The 24,353-nt window shown below is 64.8% G+C and carries 22 protein-coding genes; 15 read left to right on the top strand and 7 right to left on the bottom strand.

Translation table 11 applies throughout. The features are described 5' to 3' along the window. Nucleotides 1-306: 306 nt before the first annotated feature. From ABNQ39_RS05100 to ABNQ39_RS05070, 7 genes are all read left to right on the top strand, one after another. On the top strand, nucleotides 307-1,368 hold the full coding sequence (locus tag ABNQ39_RS05100) for an enoyl-CoA hydratase/isomerase family protein (RefSeq protein WP_376959336.1): 1,062 nt from the start codon (nucleotides 307-309) through the stop codon (nucleotides 1,366-1,368). 257 nt (nucleotides 1,369-1,625) lie between these two features. Then, complete coding sequence (locus ABNQ39_RS05095; protein WP_109108614.1) at nucleotides 1,626-2,099, top strand: MarR family winged helix-turn-helix transcriptional regulator; 474 nt, start codon at nucleotides 1,626-1,628, stop codon at nucleotides 2,097-2,099. Nucleotides 2,100-2,356: 257 nt separating this feature from the next. Then, on the top strand, nucleotides 2,357-3,649 hold the full coding sequence (locus ABNQ39_RS05090; RefSeq protein WP_376959335.1) for a cation:proton antiporter: 1,293 nt from the start codon (nucleotides 2,357-2,359) through the stop codon (nucleotides 3,647-3,649). Nucleotides 3,650-3,872: 223 nt separating this feature from the next. After that, on the top strand, nucleotides 3,873-5,102 hold the full coding sequence (locus ABNQ39_RS05085; RefSeq protein ID WP_376959334.1) for an ABC transporter substrate-binding protein: 1,230 nt from the start codon (nucleotides 3,873-3,875) through the stop codon (nucleotides 5,100-5,102). 120 nt (nucleotides 5,103-5,222) lie between these two features. Next, the gene (locus ABNQ39_RS05080; protein ID WP_376959758.1) at nucleotides 5,223-6,110 is read left to right on the top strand and encodes a branched-chain amino acid ABC transporter permease; all 888 of its coding nucleotides are present in this window, start codon (nucleotides 5,223-5,225) and stop codon (nucleotides 6,108-6,110) included. A 4-nt stretch (nucleotides 6,111-6,114) separates the two neighbouring features. After that, the gene (locus ABNQ39_RS05075; protein WP_376959333.1) at nucleotides 6,115-7,110 is read left to right on the top strand and encodes a branched-chain amino acid ABC transporter permease; all 996 of its coding nucleotides are present in this window, start codon (nucleotides 6,115-6,117) and stop codon (nucleotides 7,108-7,110) included. 237 nt (nucleotides 7,111-7,347) lie between these two features. Next, nucleotides 7,348-8,010 (top strand): phasin family protein, encoded by a 663-nt coding sequence (locus ABNQ39_RS05070; protein WP_376959332.1) that lies wholly within the window; start codon nucleotides 7,348-7,350, stop codon nucleotides 8,008-8,010. Nucleotides 8,011-8,135: 125 nt separating this feature from the next. Here the strand turns inward: ABNQ39_RS05070 and ABNQ39_RS05065 are convergent, their stop codons facing one another. Both ABNQ39_RS05065 and ABNQ39_RS05060 read right to left on the bottom strand, forming a co-directional pair. Next, a complete protein-coding gene (locus ABNQ39_RS05065; RefSeq protein WP_376959331.1) occupies nucleotides 8,136-8,978 on the bottom strand; it encodes a 23S rRNA (adenine(2030)-N(6))-methyltransferase RlmJ in 843 nt (280 codons plus the stop codon). Nucleotides 8,979-9,078: 100 nt separating this feature from the next. Further along, nucleotides 9,079-9,690, bottom strand: coding sequence for a transglycosylase SLT domain-containing protein (locus ABNQ39_RS05060; RefSeq protein ID WP_244592814.1), 612 nt, complete (start codon nucleotides 9,688-9,690; stop codon nucleotides 9,079-9,081). 546 nt (nucleotides 9,691-10,236) lie between these two features. On the opposite strand from ABNQ39_RS05060, the gene ABNQ39_RS05055 reads away from it, so the two are divergent. Then, on the top strand, nucleotides 10,237-11,703 hold the full coding sequence (locus tag ABNQ39_RS05055) for a tetratricopeptide repeat protein (protein WP_376959330.1): 1,467 nt from the start codon (nucleotides 10,237-10,239) through the stop codon (nucleotides 11,701-11,703). A 47-nt stretch (nucleotides 11,704-11,750) separates the two neighbouring features. Here ABNQ39_RS05055 and ABNQ39_RS05050 read toward each other — a convergent pair whose 3' ends face one another. Both ABNQ39_RS05050 and ABNQ39_RS05045 read right to left on the bottom strand, forming a co-directional pair. After that, nucleotides 11,751-13,238 carry a hypothetical protein gene (locus ABNQ39_RS05050; protein WP_376959329.1) on the bottom strand — a complete coding sequence of 496 codons (1,488 nt, stop codon included), beginning with the start codon at nucleotides 13,236-13,238 and terminating at the stop codon, nucleotides 11,751-11,753. Nucleotides 13,239-13,347: 109 nt separating this feature from the next. Further along, a complete protein-coding gene (locus tag ABNQ39_RS05045) occupies nucleotides 13,348-13,557 on the bottom strand; it encodes an anti-sigma factor family protein (protein ID WP_244592815.1) in 210 nt (69 codons plus the stop codon). Nucleotides 13,558-13,689: 132 nt separating this feature from the next. On the opposite strand from ABNQ39_RS05045, the gene ABNQ39_RS05040 reads away from it, so the two are divergent. Continuing rightward, nucleotides 13,690-13,926, top strand: a complete 237-nt coding sequence (locus ABNQ39_RS05040; RefSeq protein ID WP_376959328.1) for a hypothetical protein — start codon at nucleotides 13,690-13,692, stop codon at nucleotides 13,924-13,926. Next, nucleotides 13,923-14,783, top strand: coding sequence for an SDR family oxidoreductase (locus ABNQ39_RS05035; protein ID WP_376959327.1), 861 nt, complete (start codon nucleotides 13,923-13,925; stop codon nucleotides 14,781-14,783). Before ABNQ39_RS05040 ends, ABNQ39_RS05035 begins: the two co-directional genes overlap by 4 nt. Nucleotides 14,784-14,974: 191 nt before the next feature. Here the strand turns inward: ABNQ39_RS05035 and ABNQ39_RS05030 are convergent, their stop codons facing one another. From ABNQ39_RS05030 to ABNQ39_RS05020, 3 genes are all read right to left on the bottom strand, one after another. After that, on the bottom strand, nucleotides 14,975-15,448 hold the full coding sequence (locus ABNQ39_RS05030; protein WP_042695558.1) for a sigma-70 family RNA polymerase sigma factor: 474 nt from the start codon (nucleotides 15,446-15,448) through the stop codon (nucleotides 14,975-14,977). A 168-nt stretch (nucleotides 15,449-15,616) separates the two neighbouring features. Continuing rightward, entirely contained in the window at nucleotides 15,617-15,826 is a 210-nt protein-coding gene (locus tag ABNQ39_RS05025; RefSeq protein ID WP_376959326.1) for a hypothetical protein, read from the bottom strand. A gap of 88 nt (nucleotides 15,827-15,914) precedes the next feature. Then, nucleotides 15,915-16,439, bottom strand: a complete 525-nt coding sequence (locus ABNQ39_RS05020) for a GNAT family N-acetyltransferase (protein ID WP_376959325.1) — start codon at nucleotides 16,437-16,439, stop codon at nucleotides 15,915-15,917. Nucleotides 16,440-16,618: 179 nt separating this feature from the next. Between ABNQ39_RS05020 and ABNQ39_RS05015 the strand changes: the two genes are divergently transcribed. The 5 genes from ABNQ39_RS05015 to ABNQ39_RS04995 all read left to right on the top strand — a co-directional run bounded on the left by ABNQ39_RS05015 (nucleotide 16,619) and on the right by ABNQ39_RS04995 (nucleotide 24,352). Then, nucleotides 16,619-19,117 (top strand): glycogen/starch/alpha-glucan phosphorylase, encoded by a 2,499-nt coding sequence (locus ABNQ39_RS05015; protein WP_376959324.1) that lies wholly within the window; start codon nucleotides 16,619-16,621, stop codon nucleotides 19,115-19,117. 287 nt (nucleotides 19,118-19,404) lie between these two features. After that, nucleotides 19,405-20,445: an aspartate-semialdehyde dehydrogenase gene (locus tag ABNQ39_RS05010; RefSeq protein WP_376959323.1), complete on the top strand. Its 1,041-nt coding sequence runs from the start codon at nucleotides 19,405-19,407 to the stop codon at nucleotides 20,443-20,445. Nucleotides 20,446-20,605: 160 nt separating this feature from the next. Beyond that, nucleotides 20,606-22,213, top strand: a complete 1,608-nt coding sequence (locus ABNQ39_RS05005) for a peptide chain release factor 3 (protein ID WP_376959322.1) — start codon at nucleotides 20,606-20,608, stop codon at nucleotides 22,211-22,213. A gap of 194 nt (nucleotides 22,214-22,407) precedes the next feature. Then, nucleotides 22,408-23,979, top strand: coding sequence for an ATP-binding protein (locus ABNQ39_RS05000; RefSeq protein ID WP_376959321.1), 1,572 nt, complete (start codon nucleotides 22,408-22,410; stop codon nucleotides 23,977-23,979). After that, entirely contained in the window at nucleotides 23,972-24,352 is a 381-nt protein-coding gene (locus ABNQ39_RS04995) for a response regulator (protein ID WP_376959320.1), read from the top strand. The genes ABNQ39_RS05000 and ABNQ39_RS04995 overlap by 8 nt, the downstream gene beginning before the upstream one ends. Nucleotide 24,353 lies beyond the last annotated feature (1 nt).

The following is a 24,353-nucleotide window of genomic DNA, read 5'->3' as shown; positions in this document are numbered from 1 at the left end:
GCGCACCCGGCAGGCTGTTGAGCGGCATCGGCATCTGACCTTCCCTGAGAAGTCGAATGGGGTCTCGTCTTCTGATGAGAGCGTGAGCGCAACGGTCCAAGAGGGGCGATGTTCCTGATTGGCCGTACCGGACCGTCACAGGCGAACATCCGGATCCGTATGGTGGGTTTGACAGCGCCGCCCGCTCCCGTATCATCGCTGCCGGCCGATGCTGCCGTCCTAACGCGCAAAGGGATGCACGGCAGGGATGGAGCAGGTGGCCCGCCACCGCCCGATTCGCAACGATAATTGAGAAAACACAAGACGATGAGCGACGCTGCTGAGATTCTGTTCGAACGTCGGGGCGCCATCGGCCTCGTCACGCTCAACCGGCCCAAGGCGTTGAACGCGCTGACGCTGGGCATGATCAGGCTGTTCGATCCGCAGCTGCGGGCCTGGAACGCCGATCCGGAGGTCAAGGCCGTCGTGATTCGCGGTGCCGGCGAAAAAGCCTTCTGCGCCGGCGGCGATGTCGTCAGCCTGTATGAGGCTGGCAAGGCCGCCAAGGAAGGGCGTGGCGACACCGGGCCGGTCCGCGCCTTCTTCAGCGAGGAATATGTGCTGAACCGGCTGATCAAGCGCCTGTCCAAGCCCTATGTCGCGCTGATCGATGGCATTTCCATGGGCGGCGGCGTCGGACTGTCGGTGCACGGTACCCACCGCATCGTCACCGAGCTTACCCTGTTCGCCATGCCGGAAACCGGCATTGGCCTCTATCCCGATGTCGGCGGCACCTATTTCCTGCCGCGCCTGCCGGGGCAGGTCGGCATCTGGCTGGGGCTGACCGGCGACCGGCTGAAGGCGGCCGACCTGCTTGCCATCGGTGCCGCCGACGCGTTCGTACCGAGCGCTAGGATCGACGCGCTGATCGACGATCTGGCTGCCGGCGTCCCGGCCGACGAGGCCGTCGCCGCCCACCGCGGCGAGGCGGGCGAAGCGGCGGTGAGCGGTATCCGCGCGGCGGTCGACCGCTGCTACGCCTTCGACAGCGTCGAAGCCATCGTCAAGGCGCTGGAGGCCGAGGGAACCGAGTGGGCGGCCGGTCAAATCGCCATCCTGCGCCGGGTGTCGCCGACCAGCCTGAAGGTGACGCTGGCCGCCTTGCGCCGCGGCGCCAAGCTGGATTTCGAAGGCTGCATGGTGCAGGAGCTGCGCCTCAGCCTCGCCTGCCTAGCCGGCGACGATTTCTACGAGGGTATCCGCGCCGTCCTGGTCGACAAGGACAAGAACCCGAAATGGAAGCCGGCCGAGCTGATCGATGTCGGTCCGTCGGATGTCGAGCGGCACTTCGCCGAACCGGCTGGCGGCGATCTCGTGTTCCGGGACTGACCATAGGCGAGGTCGAAAGGGTGAAGGTCACGCACCGATTGCATGGCCTTCCCCTTTTTGCTTATGCGGGACCTGCCGCCCGGCCGAAAGCCTTTCGCCGGGGGCACCCTGCGAAAGGGGCCTGTACAGACGGGTTGTGCCAGACTTTTTCTGGAATTATTAAGATGATTGCCGACGAATGATCGGTTAATCTCGCTTTAAGGTCCCGGTATCGTCCTTGCGCGGGGAACGGCCGGTTAGAGCCAAAGGAGACCGCGGTGCGCAAACCCTATTATGAGAGCATTCTGTTGATCGAGCGGCTTCACCGCCACTTTCTTGAAGTGCTCAAGACTGAGTTGGACCGGCTTGGCATCCAGGACATCAACAACGTCCAGAGCCTGATCCTGTACAACATCGGCGAAGACGAGATGACGGTCGGCGAACTGACCGCGCGCGGTTATTATCTGGGCTCCAACGTCTCCTATAACGTCAAGAAGATGGTCGAGAACGGCTATCTCGGCCAGGAACGCTCCCCGCACGACCGCCGGTCGGTCCGTGTCCGCCTGTCGGAGAAGGGCCTGGATCTGCGCGAGAAGATCAGCATCATGTTCGAACGTCATCTGACCGCCCTGGAAAAGGCCGGCTTCAGCGACGAGGAACTGACCAAGGCCAACGAGACCCTGCGCAAGCTGGAACGTTTCTGGTCGGCTTCGCTCGACTACAGCGGTTTTCCGATGACCTCGGCGGCCTGACCGGCCGATTTTGCGACGGCCCCCGCGGTTCCGGCTCCCGCGGGCGGCATCGGGTTCAAGCATCCCAGTGTGGTCCTCCAGTTCGGGCAGGGAAGCGCGACCGATTGAGCCGGCACCTTCGCCATCCATTCCGCCGATCCATTCCGCAAGTCTTCTTGCGCCCGAGCTGAACCCATTCGCAACGTCATGCGTTGTCGTGGATTGGCCTCGGCGCGGACCTGTTGCCGTGCCGAAGCGATCACGGCAATGGGCGGCGCATGTCTTACACGGTCATGTTGGTGGGGCTGGGATTCCTGATCCTGCTGGTGGCGTGGCTGCCGATGGTGCTGAGGGAATTGCCGCTGTCCTTGCCGATCATCTGCGTCGGTCTCGGCTTTCTGGTCTTCGGAACGCTGGAGCTGGAAAACCCGGAGCCGCTGGCCTATCCGGAGGCGACCGAGCGGCTGACCGAACTGATCGTCATCATTTCCCTGATGGGTGCGGGGCTGAAGCTGGACCGCCGCATCGGCTGGCGGCGCTGGATCATCACGTGGCGCCTGCTGGGCATCACCATGCCGTTGTCGATTCTCATGATCGCCCTGATCGGCTGGTACTGGCTCGATTTCCCTCTCCCGGCCTCGATCCTGCTGGGGGCGGCTCTGGCACCCACCGATCCGGTCCTTGCCTCCGACATCCAGGTCGGTCCGCCGAAATCGGGGGAGGAGGACGAGATCCGGTTCAGTCTGACTTCCGAGGCCGGGTTGAATGACGGTCTGGCCTTTCCTTTCGTCCATCTCGCCATTGGGGTGGCGCTGCTCAACGGCAACCCGCCCTGGGACCTGCTGGAACATTGGGTGCTGCTGGACGTGGTGTGGAAACTGGTGGCCGGAGTCGGCGTCGGCTGGCTGGTCGGGCGTTTTCTCGGCTATGTCACGTTCCGCGTGCCGAACCGCGCCAACCTGTCGCGGACCGGCGACGGCTTCGTATCGCTCGGCATCACGCTAATCGCCTATGGCCTGACGGAACTTGCCAGCGGATACGGTTTCGTCGCCGTCTTCGTCGCCGCGCTCGCCCTGCGCGACGCGGAGCGCAACAGCGAATACCACGAGCGGCTGCACGACTTCGTCGAGCAGACCGAGCGGCTGATGATGATGATGATGCTTGTGCTGTTCGGCGGGACGATTGCGCATGGCCTGATCGACGCGCTGTCCTGGAGCGCCGTGGGTGCGGCGGTGGTCATCCTGCTTCTGGTGCGTCCGGTGGCGGGGGTGGTCGGGCTGACCGGCGTGGCGATGCCGGTCGGCGAGAAGCTGGCCATCGGTTTCTTCGGCATCCGCGGCATGGGCAGCATCTATTACATCGCCTATGCGCTGAACGCCGCGGAGTTCGATGTGCCGAACGCGCTCTGGGCGATCACCGGGTTGATCGTGCTGCTCTCGATTCTCGTTCACGGCACCACGGTGACGCCGATCATGCAGCGGATCGACCGCCGCCGGCAGGCCGCCGACCCGCCGCCGGACGCCTCCATACACCGCCGAATGGGAAAAGCGGGTGTTTCGGCAGACCCTTGATGAAAATTGTTTGTGAAGCTGAAATTCAGCTTTCCGTACAAGGTGATGCCCCTGCATAGTGGACGGGAAGGGGCGGCGCGCACGGCCTGACGGTTTCCGATGAAACCAAATGAGCAGGCCTGCACGACCGTCCGGGACCCGCCGGACGAACCGATCAGAGCGATCCAATCCGGACGGGCGCCCGCACTATGCGCAACGCAACGCTGAGGGGAGGAATTCACGCATGATCGCACGTCTTCTGGCCGGTGCCGCCCTTGCTGCCCTGACGATCGGTGTCATGTCCACCGGGCCTGCCATGGCCCAGCAGGGCAAGCTGTCCGGCGACATGGTCAAGATCGGTGTGCTGAATGACCGTTCGGGCCTCTATGCCGACCTCGGCGGCGAGGGATCGGTCATTGCCGCCCGCATGGCGGCGGAAGAGTTCGGCAACAAGATTCTGGGCAAGCCCATTGAGATCATCTCCGCCGACCACCAGAACAAGCCGGACATCGGCGCCAACCTCGCCCGGCAATGGATCGACCAGGATGGCGTCGATGTGATCGTCGACGTGCCCAATTCCGGCGTGGCGCTGGCCGTCCAGGAAGTGACCAAGGAGAAGAAGAAGATCTTCCTGATGGAAGGTCCCGCCACCTCACGTCTGACCGGCGACGCCTGTTCCCCCACCGGCTTCCACTGGCCCTACGACACCCACGCGCTGGCCGTCGGTACCGGTCAGGCGATGGTGAAGGAAGGCGGCGACAGCTGGTTCTTCATCACCGCCGACTACGCCTTCGGCCATCAGTTGGAGGCCGATACCTCGGTCGAAGTGAAGAAGGCGGGCGGCAAGGTGGTCGGTTCGGTGAAGGCGCCGCTCAACTCCGCCGATTTCTCCTCCTTCCTGCTCCAGGCGCAGGCGTCGGGCGCCAAGATCGTCGGCCTTGCCAACGCCGGCGGCGACACCATCACCTCGATCAAGCAGGCGTCGGAATTCGGCCTGACGCAGGGCGGCCAGCAGAAGCTCGCCGGCCTGCTGATCTTCCTGTCCGACGTGCATGCGCTGGGGCTTCAGGTCGCCCAGGACTTGGTGCTGACCACCGGCTTCTATTGGGATCGCGATGACGAATCGCGTGCCTGGTCCAAGAAGTTCTTCGACCGCTACGGCAAGATGCCGACGATGGTGCAGGCCGGCAGCTATTCCGCCGTCCGCCATTATCTGAAAGCCATCGAGGCTGCCGGGACCGATGACGGTCCGACCGTCGCCGCCAAGATGAAGGAGATGCCGGTCAACGACATGTTCGCCAAGAACGGCACCATCCTGCCGAATGGGCGCATGGTCCACGACATGTATCTGGCCCGCGTGAAGAAGCCGTCCGAATCGAAGGGCGCTTGGGATTATTACCAGATCCTGCGCACCATCCCCGGCAAGGAAGCCTTCGCAAGCTTCGAGGAGAGCGGCTGCAAGCTGCCGAAATGATGGTGCCGCAAATGATGACTGGCCGGCACAAGACATGACGTGACCGAGCGGCATCCCCGCCGCGGCGGTCCCTGGAGGGCCGGTTCGGCGGGGATGCCGTTGGAGAGAGCGACGCTCATGATGGGAACGATTTTCGGTATTCCGCCCCAGGCGCTGTTCGGCCAGCTGTTGCTGGGGTTGATCAACGGATCGTTTTACGCGCTGCTCAGCCTTGGGCTGGCGGTGATCTTCGGCATGTTGAACGTCATCAACTTCGCCCATGGCGCGCTTTACATGATGGGGGCCTTCGTCGCCTGGCTGTTGATGACCCAGCTGGGCATCGGTTACTGGTGGGCGCTGCTGCTGGCGCCGCTGGTCGTTGGGCTGTTCGGGGTGGTGCTGGAGAAAACGCTGCTGTCGCGGCTCTACAAGCTGGACCATCTCTACGGCCTGCTGCTGACCTTCGGGCTGGCGCTGATCGTCGAGGGCGCGTTCCGCCACCAGTATGGCGTCTCGGGGCAGCCTTACCCCATCCCCGACGCGCTGAAAGGCGGGCAGAATCTCGGCTTCATGTTCCTGCCCAATTATCGCGGCTGGGTGGTCGTCGCTTCCCTGATTGTCTGCATCAGCACCTGGATCGCCATCGAGAAGACGAAGCTGGGCGCCTATCTGCGCGCTGCGACGGAAAATCCGGTGCTGGTCCAGGCCTTCGGCATCAATGTCCCGCGGATGATCACGCTGACCTACGCCTTCGGCGTGGCGTTGGCCGGGCTTGCCGGCGTGCTGGCGGCACCGATCTACCAGGTGTCGCCGCTGATGGGATCGAACCTGATCATCGTGGTCTTCGCGGTGGTGGTGATCGGCGGCATGGGGTCGATCCTTGGTGCCGTGCTGACCGGCTATGGGCTTGGCCTGCTTGAAGGGTTGACCAAGGTCTTCTACCCCGAGGCCTCCAACATCGTGGTCTTCGTCATCATGGCGGTGGTGCTGATGATCAAGCCTGCCGGCCTGTTCGGACGGGAGAGGTGAGCGCATGAGCCTTCATTCGCAAAGCGGCGTCCGGGCATCCGGGAAGGCTTCCCAAGCGCCGGCGTCAGGGTCGATGCTGGCGCGGGTCGGCGCCCTTGTGGTGCTGGCGGCGCTGCTGGCGGTTCCCTTTCTGCTCTATCCCGTCTTCCTGATGAAGGTGCTGTGTTTTGCGCTGTTCGCCTGCGCCTTCAACCTGCTGATCGGCTTTGGCGGTCTGCTCAGCTTCGGCCATGCCGCTTTCTTCGGCAGCGCCGCTTATGTCACGGCCCATACGGTGAAGATGTGGGGACTGTCGCCGGAACTGGGGATTCTGCTTGGCACCGCGGCCTCGGCATGCCTCGGCATCCTGTTCGGCAGCATCGCGATCCGTCGCCAGGGCATCTATTTCGCCATGATCACGCTGGCGCTGAGCCAGATGGTGTTCTTCCTCGCCCTGCAATTGCCCTTCACCCATGGCGAGGATGGCATCCAGGCGGTTCCGCGCGGCTTGCTGTTCGGCGTCTTCGACCTGAACAACCCGCTGGCGATGTACTATACGGTGCTGGGCGTTTTCCTGATCGGCTTCGCCATCATTTGGCGGACCGTGCATTCGCCCTTCGGACAGGTGCTGAAGGCGATTCGTGAGAATGAACCGCGTGCCATTTCGCTGGGCTACCGCACCGAGCGTTACAAGCTGATGGCATTCGTCTTGTCGGCGACGTTGGCCGGACTGGCCGGCGGCACCAAGGCGATCGTGTTCCAATTGGCGACGCTGACCGACGTGACGTGGCAGATGTCGGGCGAGGTGGTGCTGATGACGCTGCTGGGCGGCATGGGCACGCTGACCGGGCCGGTGATCGGAGCCGCTCTGGTGGTGACCCTGGAGAATTATCTGGCGGCGACCAGCCTTCCCGTTCCGGTGGTGATCGGCTGCATCTTCGTCGCCTGCGTGCTGGTCTTCCGCCGCGGCATCGCCGGGGAAATCCAGGCGCGGTTTGGGAAGCAGAGCCGTTCCGGATAACGGCTCTGATTAAGATGGACCAAATCGAATAAGAACTGTTTCACGCAAAAGACAATTCTATTCCAAAATACCGCATACCTCGAAAGAAAGTATGCGGCGCTATTATTTTGCGTCCTGGAACGTTCTGTTTGCCGGGTGTTATAGGAGTGAACTCGTTCGGCGGTGCAGCATAAATAGCCGACGCGAGATATGGGACGAAGCGTCCTCCCGGACGAAAATATTCGAGGAGCATCCCGCATGGCTATCGACAAGGACACCACAACCGGTGTGCGTGAAACCGCCGATATGGCGAAGGGCACGCTCGACGATCTGACGCGTACCGGCGAGACCACCACCCGCCGCGCCGCCGATGCCGCGCGTTCGATCGGCGAAGCCGCGACGGAAACGGGAGTCCACGCTGCCGATGCCGGTCTGGGTGTCGGACAGAAGGCGATGGATGCCGGTGCCGACATGACCCGCCGTGGCGCTGAAGCCGCCAAGTCCGCGATGGGTTCCGCCACCGATGTTGCCGGCCGCACGACGGAGCAGTTCCAGCGTGTTCTCGGCCTGTCGAAGGAAGCCCAGGGCGAGGTCGCCAGCCAGACCCGTGAGACCATGGACGTCATGGCCCAGTGCAGCAGTGTGCTGGCCGGCGGTCTCCAGAATGCTTGGCGCGAATGGATGGGGCTGGCCCAGGAGGTCGCCTCCCGCAACGCGGAGGGCATGAACGCCCTGATGCGCAGCCGGAGCGTCCCCGACTTCTACGCCGCGCAGAGCCGCATGCTGAAGGACAACATGCAGCTGGTTCTTAGCCGCAGCGTCAAAATTTCCGAGCTGTCGGCGAGCACCGCCAACACCGCCATCGGCAAGCTGAACGCCCGCCTGGAAGGCGCGGTCCAGCAGGCGGAGCGCCGGTTCTGACCACCGCGCCGCCGATGACGGCACGTCATCGATAACGAACGGTCTCCATCCTGACTTGAACCCCGGCCCGAAAGGACCGGGGTTTTTTCCGTGCCCGAACCGGCTTTCCCCCGAATTGGCTTTCCTTATGACGCCTCGGGCGTCAGCCAACTGACCGCCGTGCCGCCGCCGGTGGAGGGCAGGGCATCGTGCAGGGCGGGCAGCATTGCCTTGAGGGTTTCGTCCAACTGCCAGGGCGGATTGACGATCAGCAGACCGGAGCCATTCAGCCGGAGATGGGTGTCTTCGGGGTGCCAGGTCAGTTCGGCGATCAGCACCTTCGGGATGCCGGTCTTCTCCACCGCATCCTGGAAGCGCCAGACAGCCGCGCGTTCCTTGATCGGATACCACAGGGCGAAGATGCCGGTGGACCAGCGGCGGTGCGCCAGCGCCAGCCCCTCCGCCATGCGGGCGAACTCGTCCGGCTGCTCGAAGGGCGGATCGATCAGGACAAGCCCGCGCTTCTCCTTGGGCGGAAGATGGGCCTTCAGCGCCGTGTAGGCGTCCGACTGATGGACGGCGACGGCGCGGTCGCCAGCGAATTCCGCTTTCAGGGTGTGGGCGTCATCGGGATGCAGTTCCACCAGCACCATGCGGTCCTGCGGGCGCAGTGCCGCGCGGGCGACGCGGGGGGAACCCGGGTACCAACGCAGAGCCCCGTCCGGGTTCAGCGCCTGTACGGCGTCGATATAGGGTGCCAGGGCAGGGTGCGGCAGGGAATGGCCGAACAGCCGGCCGATTCCCTCGTCGCTCTCCGCCGTCTTGCGGGCCGCCTCGGACGTCAGGTCGTAGCGGCCGATCCCGGCGTGGGTGTCGAGCACGCAGAACGGCGCCGGCTTGGCGCGCAGATGATCCAGGATCAGCGCCAGGACGGCATGCTTCATCACGTCGGCCGGGTTGCCGGCGTGGAAGATATGGCGGTAGTTCATGCGTCGGGGTTTACCCGATCCGACAGCGCCGCGCCAGCGCTCTCACAGCTGCCGTCACGCAGCACGGCTGTCGGGTGGCCAGCTATCGGGTGGTCGGCTGTCAGTTGATGGCCGCGACCTGCTGGGCGTTGCGGAAGCTGCGGCGGGTGCGCGGGGCGACACTGACGGGATCGCTGTCTTCACAACGGGAGGAGGCCAGCAGCTTGGCGCTCTGCGTGTCCAGTTCGGACAGGCTCTGCCAGATCTTGCAGACATAGGCCTGGGCGCGACGACCCGAGCTGCCATTGTAGCGGGTCAGCGCAGTCTTCCAGTTGCCTTCCTCACCGTGGAAGCGGACGAGAAGCTGGCCGGCGTAAAACACGTTGTCGCGCGGCTCGACGATCTTCTCCAGCGGCTGGAACTCGCCCCGGTGAGTCGCGACCGAAAGCTGCATGCAGCCGACATAGGTGTTGCTGCGAAGCTGGCCGCGATGGTCGCGCAGGTGGCGGGCAGCGTCGCTGACGTTGCGGGCGTAATAGGGGCGACCCTGGACGCTCATCGCGAACGGGTGGGGGGCGCCGTCCTGGCCGCTTTCCACCAGGGCGATGGCGACCAGCATGCCGGACGGAATGCCCAGCTTCTGCTCGGCTTCCACCGCGTGGGTGACGCAGCTTTCCTTCGACTGGGTCGCGGTCTGGGCCTGGGCCGTGCCGGAAACGGTGAGGACAGCCATGGAAGCCGTCAGCAGTCCCGCAGCCAGTGCGAAGCGTCCACACCCTGTGGCGCCTACGCGCTGATTTCGTCCCCGCATCCCAAACCTCCTTCTGCTGTCGCCCCGTGTTCTACGGCGGCTGTTTGACCCCCCGCGCGGGGCCGTTATTCCGGTCACCGAGTCGCTTACGGCGACCGCCTCCTACCCAGATGTTCAGCGCCTCCCAATTGGGCGCCGGGGCCACACTTCCAAAAATTTGATCCATCGTCAACCCGCTTGCACCCTGGTAATACCACAGCTTTCGTCCGGCAGATGTCACGCCAAGGCGGGGAACGGACGGCTTAGGCCCTTCGGCGTGGGCCATAAGCCATTGAATCGTCACATTTGCCGGCGATAACGATAGGGTTAGCCAAACTGGCGTCACTATCCTTTTGAATAGGGTCCGGAAATAGGGCTACTGCGACCGCGTGTCGCCGGAATCACACTTCGGAAGGATTTTCGCTCCCCCCTTGCGCAGCGCAGCATGTTGAGGCAGTAAACTCCGCCGCCTTATTTCCCGGGACTCGGATGCCTGGGGGTTGGCGGAGCCGCAGAGTCGCCCGGGACGGCCCGATGGCGGGCGGAGGCGGGTTCTCCGGGCCGGCGGCATCTCCCTGGCCGAAGCCCGACACCAGAGGACATTCATCCGTGTCAACGGATCCCTCCTTCGGCGACGAGCCGCAAATCTACAATCTCGATCAAATGTTCCGGGTTGGATACGACCGGCTGTATGCCGGGGATCACGCCGGGGCCGGGCTCGCATTCCGTGCCGCCGTCATTGTCGATCCCGCCAACGGCGAAGCATGGTCCGCACTGGCCGAGGCCGAAGGCGGACATGGTCCAGCGGGTCAGGCCGCAGCCTGTTTCCGGCGCGCCGTCGCCCTTGAGCCGGGCAATTGGGCGTGGCGGTCGATGCTTGCCGATGCCCTGCGGCAGTGCGGCGAAATCGATGCTGCACATGCGCTTTTCCACACTCTGGCGGCGGAGCGGAGCGATTCGGCGCAGGTCCGACTCGGGCTCGCCCGCTGTCTGGCTGCGCTTGGCCGGTCTGATGAGGCGTTGGAGGAATTCCGGGAGGCGGTGGCTCTGCGCCCCAACGACCGGGATGCCATGCTGGCACTGGCCGAAACACTGACTGCATTGGGCGATGCCCTGGCGGCGGTCGAACTGCTTCAGCCGCTCGCCCGCCGGCATGAAGACGATTCGGCTGTCCATCATGCGCTGGGACGCAGCTGGCTTGCCCTTCGTGAACCGGTGAAGGCTCTGGCTGCGCTCCGTCACGCCCGGGCCCTCGCGGAGGGGGATGAGGCGGCCGCCATCGAACGGTTGATCGCCGCCCTGGAAGCCGGGGAGGGGACAGACCTGTCGGCCGCCTATGTCCGTGCCCTGTTCGACCGCTATGCCGACCGCTTCGATCAGGACTTGGTCGGCAAGCTCGGCTATGCGGCGCCGGACCTGCTGCGCTCAGCGGTCGACCGGGTGATGCCTGGTGCCGCGGCTTTGCGGATTCTCGATCTTGGCTGTGGCACCGGGCTGGCGGGGGTGACCTTCAAGCCGCTTGCCGCACATCTGGCCGGGGTTGATCTGTCGCCGAGGATGGTCGAGAAGGCGCGCCAGCGCATGCTCTATGACGAGTTGAGTGTCGGCGACGTGGTGGAGGCAATGGAGCGGACGCCCGGCGGCTGGGACCTGCTGGTCGCCGCCGATGTCCTTGTCTATATCGGCGATCTCGCAGCCGTCTTCGCCGCGGCGGCCCGCGCGCTGGTGCCGGGGGGGTGTTTCGCCGCGACCGTGGAGCGTCTGGCGGAGGAAGCGGCGGTCGATCCCTTTGTCCTCGGCGCCACCCGGCGATATGCCCATGCCGAAGGCTATGTCCGGGAAACCACGGGCATGGCCGGGTTCACGATCCGCCTGATGGAGCCCTGCACGCCGCGCCGGGAGAAGGGCGTGCCGGTTCCCGGCCTGCTATTCGTGGTAGAGCGGGCGGCGTCATAAGAGAAGCACCGCAGACACTTCGACACTCTCTTTGGCGGATGACCCGTTCAGATGGCTTGGGTGTACCGGCCACCATCGCCGGGCAGGCACCAGCGGGCATGCAGTTGACCCTTCGCGTCGAAGCTGCACGCGATCCATCCGGCCCCCCGCAGCAGGCGCCGCCCGTTTTCCGCAAAGGGCGGCATCTCGAATTGGTGGGCCGGCAGGGGATGATCGGGGCGGATCGCCAGCGGCTCCGCCAGCCGTGACCGCCAGCCGGCCGGCCGGCCGGTCGCGGTGAAAGTGGGGGCGTAGAGCTGCCACATCTCCAGCCCGCCGCCGCGCAGCACTCCCCGCGCCCCCGCTCCGTCCGCAAGGCCTCGGGACGCGACGGTGACGCGGCAGCCGCTGCGCCGGGAAAATTCGCCCAGGGTGCGCAGCATCCTCTCCCAATCGGCATGGCGCCCGGCCGATGACAAACGATCACCTAGCCGGCCCTCCAGTCGGTCGCGCATCCGGGCGGGAATTGCGCTGCGAAGGCGGTCGAGCAAGGCGGCAGCTGGAGACAGGAGCGGCCCACCGCTGACCAGGATCAGATGCCGGCATCCGGCAAAGCGGTCGAGCCAATCGGACAACAGGCTCCAATCCCGTTCGGACAGCAGGCGTCGGCTGTTGCGGTCGGTCCAGAGATCGAGCGCAAGAAGGCCGGCTTCGCCCAGGACGAAGCCCTGCGCCAGCGTTCCGCAGGCGGACCCCCACAGGCAATCCGGCGGGCTGTCCGACACCGACCCGGTCTGGAACAGCTGAACCTGACGCCGCACCGCCATGAGCAGCGGACGCAGGCTGCGCGATGTGGAGTCGCCCTCCTCCCGGCCGCTCCAGGCGCCTGCCAGCAGACGGCCGAGATCGGCGCCATCCCACATCATCACAGATGGGATGGAGGCCAGCGCCGACGCCGCGGCGGCACCGCTCCAAACCCGCAGCATCCGGTCGAAGCCGGCGGTCATCAGCTCCTCCGCCACGCCGGGCAGGGCGGGGCCGAGCCGCCGCGAGGTATCCGTCAGCAAGCCACGGGCCTGGGTGGAGGCTGACATCACCGCGTCGCCATCGATCTGCCCGCCCGCCTGAACCAACAGGTGATAGCGGTCGGCTGCATGCCGGGAGATCAGGTCGGGCCAGAGAGCGGTCGGCGCAGTGGCGTCGGAACCGGCTTCTCCACTCATTCCGCTCCCGTAAAGAATAGCGAGACGGGGAAATGAGTGACGGCCCGGAACGATCACGTTCCAGCGGGGACCGTCGGGGAAGCCGTATGTGACATCGGTGTCGCGCATGCCGCGGGGAACGGCGAAGTCGAAGCGCCAGACTTGGCGGCGGCGCCAGACCATCAGGTGACGCGGCGGGACGGGCAGGGTGACGCCGTCCACCCGCAGATCGTCGGGCTCAACGTCCCCATCCAGAACGAACAGTGCCGACAGCCACCAGCGGTCGCGCTGCTCCCCACGGAAGTACAGGATCGGGCCGAGCAGGATGCTCGGCTCCGCTCGTCTGGGCGCCATGCTTCATCCGTCCGAACCGGCCCCTCCCCCAAAGATGGGCCTGCCGCATGCAATAGCGCAATGTGCTGCCGGACGGAGAAAAAATAACGCGGGGCGCGCCGGGGGACCGTCAGCCGTTCCGCTTGCGCAGCAGCTCCAGCATTCGGGAGGGCACCTCTTCGCTCAGGACCGGGTCGTAAAGGCGATGAAGCTCCTCGACATGCTGGCGATGCTGAGCGAGCAGCGCCTTTGCGTCGGGATCGCTCTCGACCACGCTCTCGAATTCGGCACGCTCCCGTTCGTCCAGGGCGCCGTCCAAATAGGCGTTTATATCGGTCATCGTTACACGCTTCATCTCTGTCGTTCCCGGATGGGTCGCCGGGGTTCTCCCCTGGGACACGATCAACCGTGACACGTCCGGTGGCTCCACCGCTGGCGGACGGTTCGGCCGAAAGGACCCCTACCCCATCTTATGGGCATGATCCTCGGCCATACCAGTCCGACAAACGGCGCGATCATTGCTCACTTTCGAGGCGAGCAATCCGGCACTGCCATCCTCTTTCGCGTCGCCCGGCCAAGTAACAAGGCAATGTCGCCGATTGTTCCGGCGCTCTTCTGTGAGGAACGCCGTGCATTGGGGTTTGTTGTCAATGTGCAACTCATCCCATCCATACCCGAACGGCTTGCCAACCGAGGAGAATACCTATGACTCAACAGGAAAGCAGGCAGCCGCCCCAACATCAGGACACCCGGCCCGGCCATCAGGGTCCCATGGTACCGCAGCCTTCGGAAACCCGGCCCGGCTATCGTGGCAGTGACAAGCTGCGCGACAAGGTTGCGCTGATCACCGGCGGTGACAGCGGCATCGGCCGGGCCATCGCCGTGCTGTACGCGCGTGAGGGTGCGAAGGTCGGCATCCTGTACCTGAACGAGGATGACGACGCTCGCGAGACCCGCCGGCTGGTCGAAGCCGAAGGTCAACCCTGCACAATCCTGAGCGGCGATGTCGGCGACGAGGAGATTTGCCGCAAGGCGGTGGAGCAGCTTATCGGCGAGCATGGCCGTATCGACATCGTCATCAACAACGCGGCCGAACAGCATCCGCAGAAATCGATCGAGGACATCACCGCCGAACAGTTGGAGCGAACCTTCCGCACCAACATTTTCGGCCAATTCTATATGGTGAAGGCCGCGCTGCCGCACATGCACGAGGGGGCCAGCATCATCAACACCACCTCGGTCACCGCCTATAAGGGCAGTCCGGAATTGCTGGACTACTCCGCGACAAAGGGCGCCATCGTCGCCTTCACCCGGTCGCTGTCGATGTCGCTGGCCGACCGCGGCATCCGCGTCAATGCGGTGGCGCCCGGTCCGATCTGGACCCCGCTGATCCCGTCCACCTTCGACGAGGAGAAGGTGGAGAAGTTCGGCAACAACGTGCCGATGAAACGTGCCGGCCAACCGGACGAGGTGGCACCGGCTTATGTGTTCCTGGCATCCGATGATTCTTCTTATATGTCCGGTCAGGTGCTGCACCCGAATGGCGGCACCGTGGTGAATGGCTGACGGACCACAGGTGGACGGCTCCGACGCCAGCGGCACCGGAGCTTTCCCTGGTCATCCCGCACTACCGGCGCTTCCGGGGCCCGGCATGGAAAAGACCCATATGACGCGAACGCCCCCCGCAGCGGAGTGCGGAGGGCGCTCATGACCGATTTGGCGCTGACGTAGCGCCGACGTGGAGGAATTCCGGTCGATCAGGCGGCCATCAGGTTGTTCAGCCGTTCCCGTGCCCGGCACAGGCGCGAGCGGATGGTGCCGATCGACACATTCAACGTCTCCGCCGCTTCCTGATAGGGGCGGCCTTCGATGGCGACCAGCTTGACGACCTTGCGCTGGCTGGGGGTGAGGGAGGAAAAAGCGCGGTCGACATCGCGGAAAACCAGCCGCGACATCTGCGCCGCATCGACCGACATGGCGCCGTCCCACAGTTCCACCTTCGTCACATGGCGGTCGCGCTGCAGGTTGTTGAAGTGCAGGTTCTTCAGCATGGTGGTCAGCCATGCCTGCATGTTGGTGCCGGGTTCGAAACGATGCTGGCGCGACAAGGCGCGGGCTAGGCAGTCCTGCAGCAGGTCCTCTGCGGCGTTGGCGTCACGGGTCAGCTTGCAGGCATAGCGCTGCAGGTTCGGCATGCAGCGGATCAGTTCGTTCTCGAACGAGTACGCCATGGTCTTTCCTTCCTCCACAGTCTGTGTACGTCTCCCGCCGGCCTGGTCGGTGGCGGCGCCCGTCGCGGTCAGGCGGGGCGCGGAGCGGGGACGGCGTTGGGCTTTCCGGCGCGCAAAGGAGGCGCCACCGGTTCGAAGGGCTGACAGTGCTTTTTCGGTCTTGAGCGTTCAGGGCGCCGTGGGGATGGTCTCCCGGGTGCCCATCGGCCGGCCCGTCATCTGGCGCGGGTCGGCTGCCTCTGCGGGGTGTTGTGGAACGATCCGGTCGGCGGTGGCGTCATTGAGGCGGTCCCGTTGTTGCCCGTCGTTGATCGTGTCGGGAGCTAAACGCGCCGTGCGCCGGGGATGTTCCACCGCAGGATTCGGAAAGAGTGACATCGGTGGCAGAATCCGGCGATTCCGGTCCAGCCTCAGCTTGCCGGGCTTACCACCATCGAACGCGGCTTCCGGTGCGCCTCTGCAACAGTCAGTGGCCGGGACTCAACAGCTTTTCCAGGCGCAGTGCCGCCATTCCGTCTTCGTAATAATCCGGATAGACGGAGAAACGGCGGTAACCGGCAGCGGTGTAGAGGGCGATTGCCGCAGCATTGTCGGCCCGGACCTCCAGCCTCATGCCGCGACAGCCATGGTCGGCTGCGGCTTTCTCCAGGGCCGCGAGCAGGCTGCGGCCGAGTCCCTGCCCACGTTTGTTCGGGGCCACGGCGAAGGAGGTCAGGCGGGCGAAGGGCGTTCCGGCATGGAAACCGACGACCCCATAGGCGCCGGGCTCATGGGAAGAGAGCCTTTCTTGCACCTTCGGTACTTGGCGGTATGCCACAAGGACCACACCTTTTGCTTGCTGGATCGCATAACGGAAGTTGCGCTGCGTCATCCGGTCGGTCGCGAAGCTCTGCTCCTCGATCGCCAGCAGCGCAGGAATATCGGCCGATTCGGCGCGGCGGATGCCGATGCATGCTGCATCGCAGTGGACAGGATCGGATTCGTGACGCATCGTTGATGGGAAATAGGGAAGGGGATGACAACCTACTCCCTTTTACCACAGCGAAACGACGGTAGGTTCCATCCGGGGAAAGCTTTGCTTAACCAACAGGGCAGACACTTCCCCAATATACGGAGCGCTGTCCTTCCAGCCGCCCGCTCCTATTGGCCTTTCACGCAGAAAGTCAGGACATGGACGCTCGGTTCAAATCTCGCGACATCGAACGCCGCAGCCTCGATGTCGATGGCCTCAAACGGTCGTTCCTGGAATGGCTGGTTTATTCGGTGGGCAAGGATGCACGCGCCGCCACGCGCCGCGACTGGTTCCACACCGTGGCGCTGGCCGTGCGCGACCGCGTCGTCGACCGCTGGATGGACACGACCCGCAGCTATTACCATGAGGACGCCAAGCGCGTTTATTACCTTTCCCTGGAGTTCCTGATCGGGCGCCTGCTGACCAACAGCCTGTCGAACCTGGGCATCGTGGACGAGTGCCGTCAGGCGCTCGACCGCCTCGGCCTGTCGATGGAGGATGTGGTCGACGCCGAGCCGGACGCGGCACTGGGCAACGGCGGCCTCGGCCGTCTGGCCGCCTGTTTCCTCGACAGCATGGCTTCCCAGAATCTGCCCGGCTACGGCTACGGCATCCGCTACGAGTTCGGCCTGTTCGAGCAGCGCTTCGAAAACGGCTGGCAGGTCGAATATCCCGAACAGTGGCTGCAATTCGGCAACCCGTGGGAATTCGCCCGTCCGGAGGTGCTGTATCCGGTTCAGTTCTACGGCCGCGTCGAGGAGTTCCGCGACAGCGTCGGCGAGCGCGCCTACCGCTGGGTCGATGCCGACCGCGTGCTGGCGATGGCCTATGACACGCCGGTCGTCGGGTTCGGCGGCGAGACGATCAACACGCTGCGCCTGTGGTCCGCCCGCGCCACCCGCGACTTCAACTTCGGCCACTTCAACGACGGCGCCTATATGAAGGCGGTCGAACAGAAGATCCTGTCGGAGAATCTCAGCCGCGTCCTCTATCCCAACGACGCGACGGAGACCGGCAAGGAGCTGCGGCTGAAGCAGGAGTATTTCTTCACCTCCGCCTCCTTGCAGGACATCCTGCGCCGCTACCTTCAGCATCATACCACCTTCGAGAACCTGCCCAACAAGGCGGCGATCCAGCTGAACGACACCCACCCGGCCATCGGCATCGCCGAACTGATGCGCCTGCTGGTCGATCAGCACGCGCTGCGTTGGGACGACGCGTGGGAGATCACCCGCGCTACCTTCGCCTACACCAACCACACCCTGCTGCCTGAAGCGCTGGAAGCCTGGCCGGTGCGGATGATCGAGCGGGTGCTGCCGCGCCACATGCAGATCATCTACGAGATCAACGCCAAGTTCCTGAACCGCACCAAGGCGAAGGCGGCAGGGGACAATGCCAGGCTGTCGCGGCTGTCGCTCATCGACGAGCGCGGCGAGCGCCGCGTGCGCATGGGCAACCTCGCCTTCCTCGGGTCGCACAAGGTCAACGGCGTGTCGGCCCTGCACACCGATCTGATGAAGCAGACGGTGTTCGCCGACTTCCACGAGGAATTCCCGGACCGCATCAACAACAAGACAAACGGCATCACCCCGCGCCGCTGGCTGAAGCAGGCCAACCCGGCCTTGTCGGAGCTGATCACCACCCGCATCGGCGAAGGCTGGATCTCCGACCTGTCGCAGATTGCGGCGCTGCGCGAGAAGGCCGACGACGTGGTGTTCCGTGAGGAATTTCGCCGGGCCAAGCGCAAGAACAAGAAGCGTCTGGCCGCCTACATCGCCCGCCAGACCGGCGAGGAGGTGCTGGTCGACAGCATCTTCGACGTGCAGGTCAAGCGCATGCACGAATACAAGCGCCAGCTGCTGAACGTGCTGCACACCATCGCGCTCTACAACGAGATGCGCGACAACCCGACGGTCAGCTGGGTTCCGGTGACCAAGGTGTTCGCCGGCAAGGCCGCGCCCTCCTATCACATGGCCAAGCTGATCATCAAACTGATCAACGACGTCGCCAAGGTGGTGAACCACGATCCGTCGGTTCACGACAACCTGAAGGTCGTGCTGCTCCCGAACTACAATGTCACCGCGGCGGAGATCATCATTCCGGCCGCCGATCTGTCGGAGCAGATCTCCACCGCCGGCATGGAGGCGTCGGGCACCGGCAACATGAAGCTGGCCCTCAATGGCGCGCTGACCATCGGCACGCTGGACGGCGCCAACGTCGAGATCCGCGAGCATGTGGGTGCGGACAACATCTTCATCTTCGGGATGACCGCGGATGAGGTGAACGATCTGCGCGCCAGCGGCGGCTTCAATCCGCGCGAGGTGATCGCGTCGAACCCCAGCCTGAAGCGGGCGCTCGACATGATCTCGACCGGTGCCTTCTCGCCGGACGACCGCAACCGCTACCACCCCATCGTCCAGGCGCTGACCGACGGCGGCGACCATTTCCTGGTGACGGCGGACTTCGCTGACTATTGCCGGGCGCAGGATGCCGCGATGCAGCTGTACCGCGATCCGGAGGAGTGGACGCGCAAGGCAATCCTGAACACCGCCAACATGGGCTGGTTCTCGTCCGACCGTACGGTCAACGAGTATGCCGGCGAGATCTGGGATGTACACCCGGTCAAGCCGAGCCATGACGGCGAAGGGTTCCGGTAAAGCCGGTAATTTCTGAAAGGGCGAACGCGCAGGTACTTTACAATGCCTGCGCGTTCAGATAAGAAGGCGTCATGAACCGCAAGGCCATCACCATCACTACGACCAAAAAAGCGACTCGCTTCGGCGGGCAGCGTCGTGGTGCGTGCTGATCGGATCGACCAGCGTTTCTTCCACGAGGCAGGCCCCGCCGGACAACGGACGGGGCCTCGTCGTATCCGGGGTCCGCTGTCCGAACGACCGATAGGCCGGTCCGATCAACAGTGCGATAGACAGGACGGAACCCCGCCATGAGCAGCAGCAACGCCTCCGCTTCTTCCAAGTCCCTCCGCGTCGCCGTGGTCGGCGCCACCGGCGCCGTCGGCCGCGAGATGGTCAAGGTCCTCCACGACCGCAACTTCCCGGTCGCCGAACTCGGCCTGTTCGCCTCCGAGCGGTCCGCCGGCAAGGTCCAGGAGACCCCCTATGGCGCCCTGACCCTGAAGGCCTTCGACGCCGCGGTGGTGAAGGGGTATGACGTTGTCCTGCTGGCGGTGTCGGGCGATTTCGCCAAGGCGCATGCCAAGGATCTGGCGTCGGCCGGCGCGCTGGTGATCGACAACAGCTCCGCCTTCCGTTACGACGCCGACATCCCGCTGATCGTTCCGGAAATCAACGCCCACGTCTTCCGCGAGGCGTATGCCGCCGGGTCGCGCCTGATCGCCAACCCGAACTGCACCACGGCCATCGCCGTCGTAGCGCTCGGTCCGCTGCACAAGGCCTTCGGCATCAAGCGCGCCATCGTCTCCACCTATCAGGCGACCAGCGGCGCCGGCGCCGAGGGCATGGCCGAGCTGGAAGAGCAGACGCGCAACCAGCTCGACGGCAAGCCGGTCACCAACAGCGTGTTCCGCCACCCGATCCCCTTCAACCTGATCCCCCAGATCGACGCCTTCCAGGAGAACGGCTACACGAAGGAGGAGATGAAGGTGACGTGGGAGACGCGGAAAATCATGGAGGTTCCTGATCTGCCGCTCAGCTGCACCGCCGTCCGCATCCCGACCTACCGCGCCCATTCCGAGGCCATCACGCTGGAGACCATCCAGCCGGTCACGCCGGACGCCGCCCGTGCCGTCCTGGCCGATGCCGCCGGCGTGAAGGTGGTGGACGATCCGGCCAACGGCGCTTACCCGATGCCGCTGAACGCCACCGGCCAGTATGACGTCGAGGTCGGCCGTATCCGCAACAACATCGTCTTCGGCGACCATGGCCTCGACCTGTTCGTCTGCGGCGACCAGCTGCTGAAGGGCGCCGCCCTGAACGCCGTGCAGATCGCCGAGCTGGCTCTGTAAGGCGACCGGCCAAGGCCGATCCCAGGGCCGATCCCAAGGCTCTGGAATCCCAGGGCCGGCACTGCTATGTAATGCGACGGGGGGCCGACGGGCGTGTTTCGCCTGTCGGCCCTTTCGCCGTTCGTACCGTATAACGCCTTCAAGTCACGGGATTCTGCGCATGTCCGAACTTCAGGACGCCGTCTCCCGCCGTCGGACCTTCGCAATCATCGCGCACCCCGACGCCGGTAAGACCACGCTCACGGAAAAGCTGCTGCTGTTCGGCGGTGCCATCCAGATGGCCGGTGCCGTCAAGGCGCGCGGCGAGCAGCGGCGCGCCAAGTCGGACTGGATGAAGGTGGAGCGCGAGCGCGGCATCTCGGTGACCGCCTCCGTCATGACATTCGATTTCGACGGGCGCACCTTCAACCTGCTTGACACGCCGGGCCACGAGGACTTCTCGGAGGACACCTACCGCACGCTGACCGCGGTCGACAGCGCGGTGATGGTGATCGACGGCGCGAAGGGTATCGAGACGCAGACGCTGAAGCTGTTCGAGGTCTGCCGTCTGCGCGACGTGCCGATCATGACCTTCTGCAACAAGATGGACCGCGAGGCGCGCGATCCCTTCGACCTGATCTCGGAGATCGAGAGCGCGCTGGCACTGGAGGTTACGCCGGCCAGCTGGCCCATCGGCATGGGCCGCGATTTCCTGGGCTGCTACGACCTGATCCGCGACCGGCTGATCCTGATGGACCGCAGCAAGGGCGACGAGATCGACGAGGGCATCGAGTGCAACGGCCTGGACGATCCCCGTCTGGACGAGCTGCTTCCCGCCCACGCCGTCGCCAAGCTGCGCGAAGAGGTGGAGATGGCGCGCGGCCTGATGCCGGCCTTCGATCTGGAGGCCTATCGCGCCGGCCATCTGACGCCGATCTATTTCGGCTCCGCCATCAACAATTTCGGCGTGCGCGAGCTGCTGTCCGGTCTGGCGGAGAACGCCCCGCCGCCGCGCCCGCAGCCGGCCGATCCGCGCACCGTCGAACCGGACGAGGAGAAGGTCACCGGCTTCGTGTTCAAGGTCCAGGCCAACATGGACCCGAACCATCGCGACCGCATCGCCTTCGTCCGTCTCTGCTCCGGCCGGTACAAGCGCGGCGCCAAGCTGAAGCATATCCGCTCCGGCAAGCTGATGGCGGTGAACAACGCCGTTCTGTTCCTGGCCCGCGACCGCGAGGTGGCGGAAGAGGCTTGGCCCGGCGACATCATGGGCATCCCCAACCATGGCAGCCTTCGCATCGGCGATACGCTGACCGAGGGCGAGGATCTGCGCTTCACCGGCGTGCCGAGCTTCGCGCCGGAACTGTTGCAGCGTGTCCGCCCGGACGACCCGATGCGGGTGAAGCACCTGCGCAAGGCGCTGGAGCATTTCGCCGAAGAAGGCGCGTCGCAGGTGTTCAAGCCGCTGACCGGCGCCGACTGGGTCGTCGGTGTCGTCGGTCAGCTGCAGTTCGAGGTTCTGGCCTCGCGCATCGAGGCGGAATACGGCATCGCCGCCCGATTCGAGGGCGCCGGTCTGGATGCCGCCCGCTGGGTCGAGACCGACGACAAGGTTCAGCTGGAAAAGTTCATCGAGCTGAACCGCTCGGCGCTGGCCGAAGACCATGACGGCGCGCTGGTGTTCCTCGCCCGCAACGCCTGGCACCTGAACCGCGCGCAGGAGGATTTCCCGGCGCTGCGCTTCCTGAAGACACGCGAGCAGAACCGCAAGGTCCACACCGCCGCGTGACGCAAACGCCCGCTCATGTGGCCGTGACCACGGGGCGGGCGTCCTTTCAGTAGAGAAACCTCACAGACCTGCCCTATCGGATTGACGGCTTGACGGAGTCGGTCCGGTGGCGGAACGTGTGCCAATGCATTGGTTGGTTTCGACGCCTAATCAACGTCCTCCGTCGGACGGGCATAATGGGAAAAGAGGCGGACATGGCGGTGGGATTGGAAGAGTTTCTGGACACCGGCGGTTTCGTGCCCCATGGGGTCTGTCTGCTCTGGCGCCCCGACATCCTGATGCTGCATGTCGCGTCGGATGTGCTGATCGGCCTGTCCTATTTCTCGATCCCGGTGGCCCTGATCTATTTCGTGATGCGCCGCCGCGACGTAGCCTTCGGCTGGATGGCGCTGCTGTTCGCGCTGTTCATCATCGCCTGCGGCACCACCCATTTCCTGTCGGTCTGGACCTTGTGGACACCCGACTATGTGCTCGAAGGTCTGGTGAAGCTGATCACCGCCGTCGTCTCGCTGGCGACCGCAGCGGCGCTCTGGTGGCTGATGCCGCGCCTGCTGGCCCTGCCCAGCCCGCGGCAGCTTGAGGCCAGCAACCGCGCGCTGGAGCTGGAGGTGGCGACGCGGCGTGAAATGGAAGCCCGTTATTCGAGCTTTTTCAACAACCTGGGCGAGGCTCTGTTCATCGTCCAGGTTCTTCCCGACGGTGACTTTGCCTATGGGGCGATCAACCCGGCGCTGGCGCGGATCGGCGGCCTGGACCCCGACCGGCTGCGTGACCGCCGTGTCCGGGATGCGGTGAAGCCGGAACTGGCCGATCTCGTCATCCCGCGCTACACCGCCTGCCGCGACAGCGGCAAAACCATCGATTATGAAGAGACGCTGGACATGCCGGCCGGCCAGCGCGTCTTCCACACCATGCTGGTTCCGGTCAAGGACGCCGCCGGCCGGGTCGTCCAGATCCTCGGCAGCGGCCGCGACGTGACCGAACGCAAGCGCTTGCAGGAGGAGGTGATCCAAACCTCCAAGCTGGCGACGCTGGGAACGCTGGCTGCGGGCATGGCGCACGAGATGAGCCAGCCGCTGAACATCATCCGTCTGTGGACGGAAAACACCCTGACCCGCCTTCAAGACAATCTGCTCGAACCCGCCCGTGCGGAAAAGGCGTTGAGGCTGGTGATCGAGCAGACCGAGCGCATGGACAAGCTGATCGACCATGTCCGCATGTTCGGGCGGCGGGACGGCGGCGGTATGCGGTCCTTCCATCCCGCCGATTGCGTTCAGAGCGCAGTCGAGCTTGTCCGCCATCAATATCGTCAGGAAGGCATCGAGATCGTCGAGAAAGGCTGGTCAGCGCAACTGGCGGTATCCGGACGGCCACTTGAATTGGAGCAGGTGATCCTCAACCTGTTTTCGAACGCGCGCGATGCGATCGTCGCGCTTCGTGCAACGGGTGGGGCAGCGGGACGCATCATGGTGGCGGTCGGCGACGATCCCGACGGGTATAGCGTGGTCATCCAGGTGACCGACGATGGCGGCGGGATCGATCCCGCGGTGCTGCCACAGATATTCGATCCCTTCTTCACCACCAAGGAGGTCGGCAAGGGATCCGGCCTCGGGCTGTCGATTGGCTATGGCATCATCGACGGCATGGGTGGGCGGATCGAAGCGCGCAACGTCGATCTGGAGGGGGGAGGCCGCGGCGTCCGCTTCACCATCACGTTGCCGAGCCAGCCCGTCTCCTCAGTCGACAGGGAGTTCTCGCATGCCTGATCGGTTCCATATCCTGATCGCGGAGGACGAGGTGCTGGCGGCCATGGCGCTGGAGGACTTCCTGTCCTTCAAGGGCTTCCGGGTGACCGTCGCCGCCAATGGCGTAGAGGCGCTGGAGCGCTTTGCCAGCGAGCGGATCCATGCGCTGGTGACCGACCTGCGCATGCCGCGCATGGATGGCGAGACGCTGATCCGGGAAATCCGTGACCGCGACGCCGCCCTGCCGGTGGTGGTGATGACCGGCTACCTGACGGAGGACAGCGACCTGAAGCAGGAGCGCTGGAAGCCGCTGGAGATCTTCAGCAAGCCGGTCAACCCGCGCACCATCTGCACCACGCTGCATCGTATGCTGGGCATACCGCTGGAAGCCTGAG

This window comes from Azospirillum sp. A26, from assembly GCF_042604635.1.
Classification (GTDB): Bacteria; Pseudomonadota; Alphaproteobacteria; order Azospirillales; family Azospirillaceae; genus Azospirillum; species Azospirillum palustre.
Note: the sequence above shows the minus strand (reverse complement) of the source record. Positions and strands in the feature narration are given on the sequence as shown.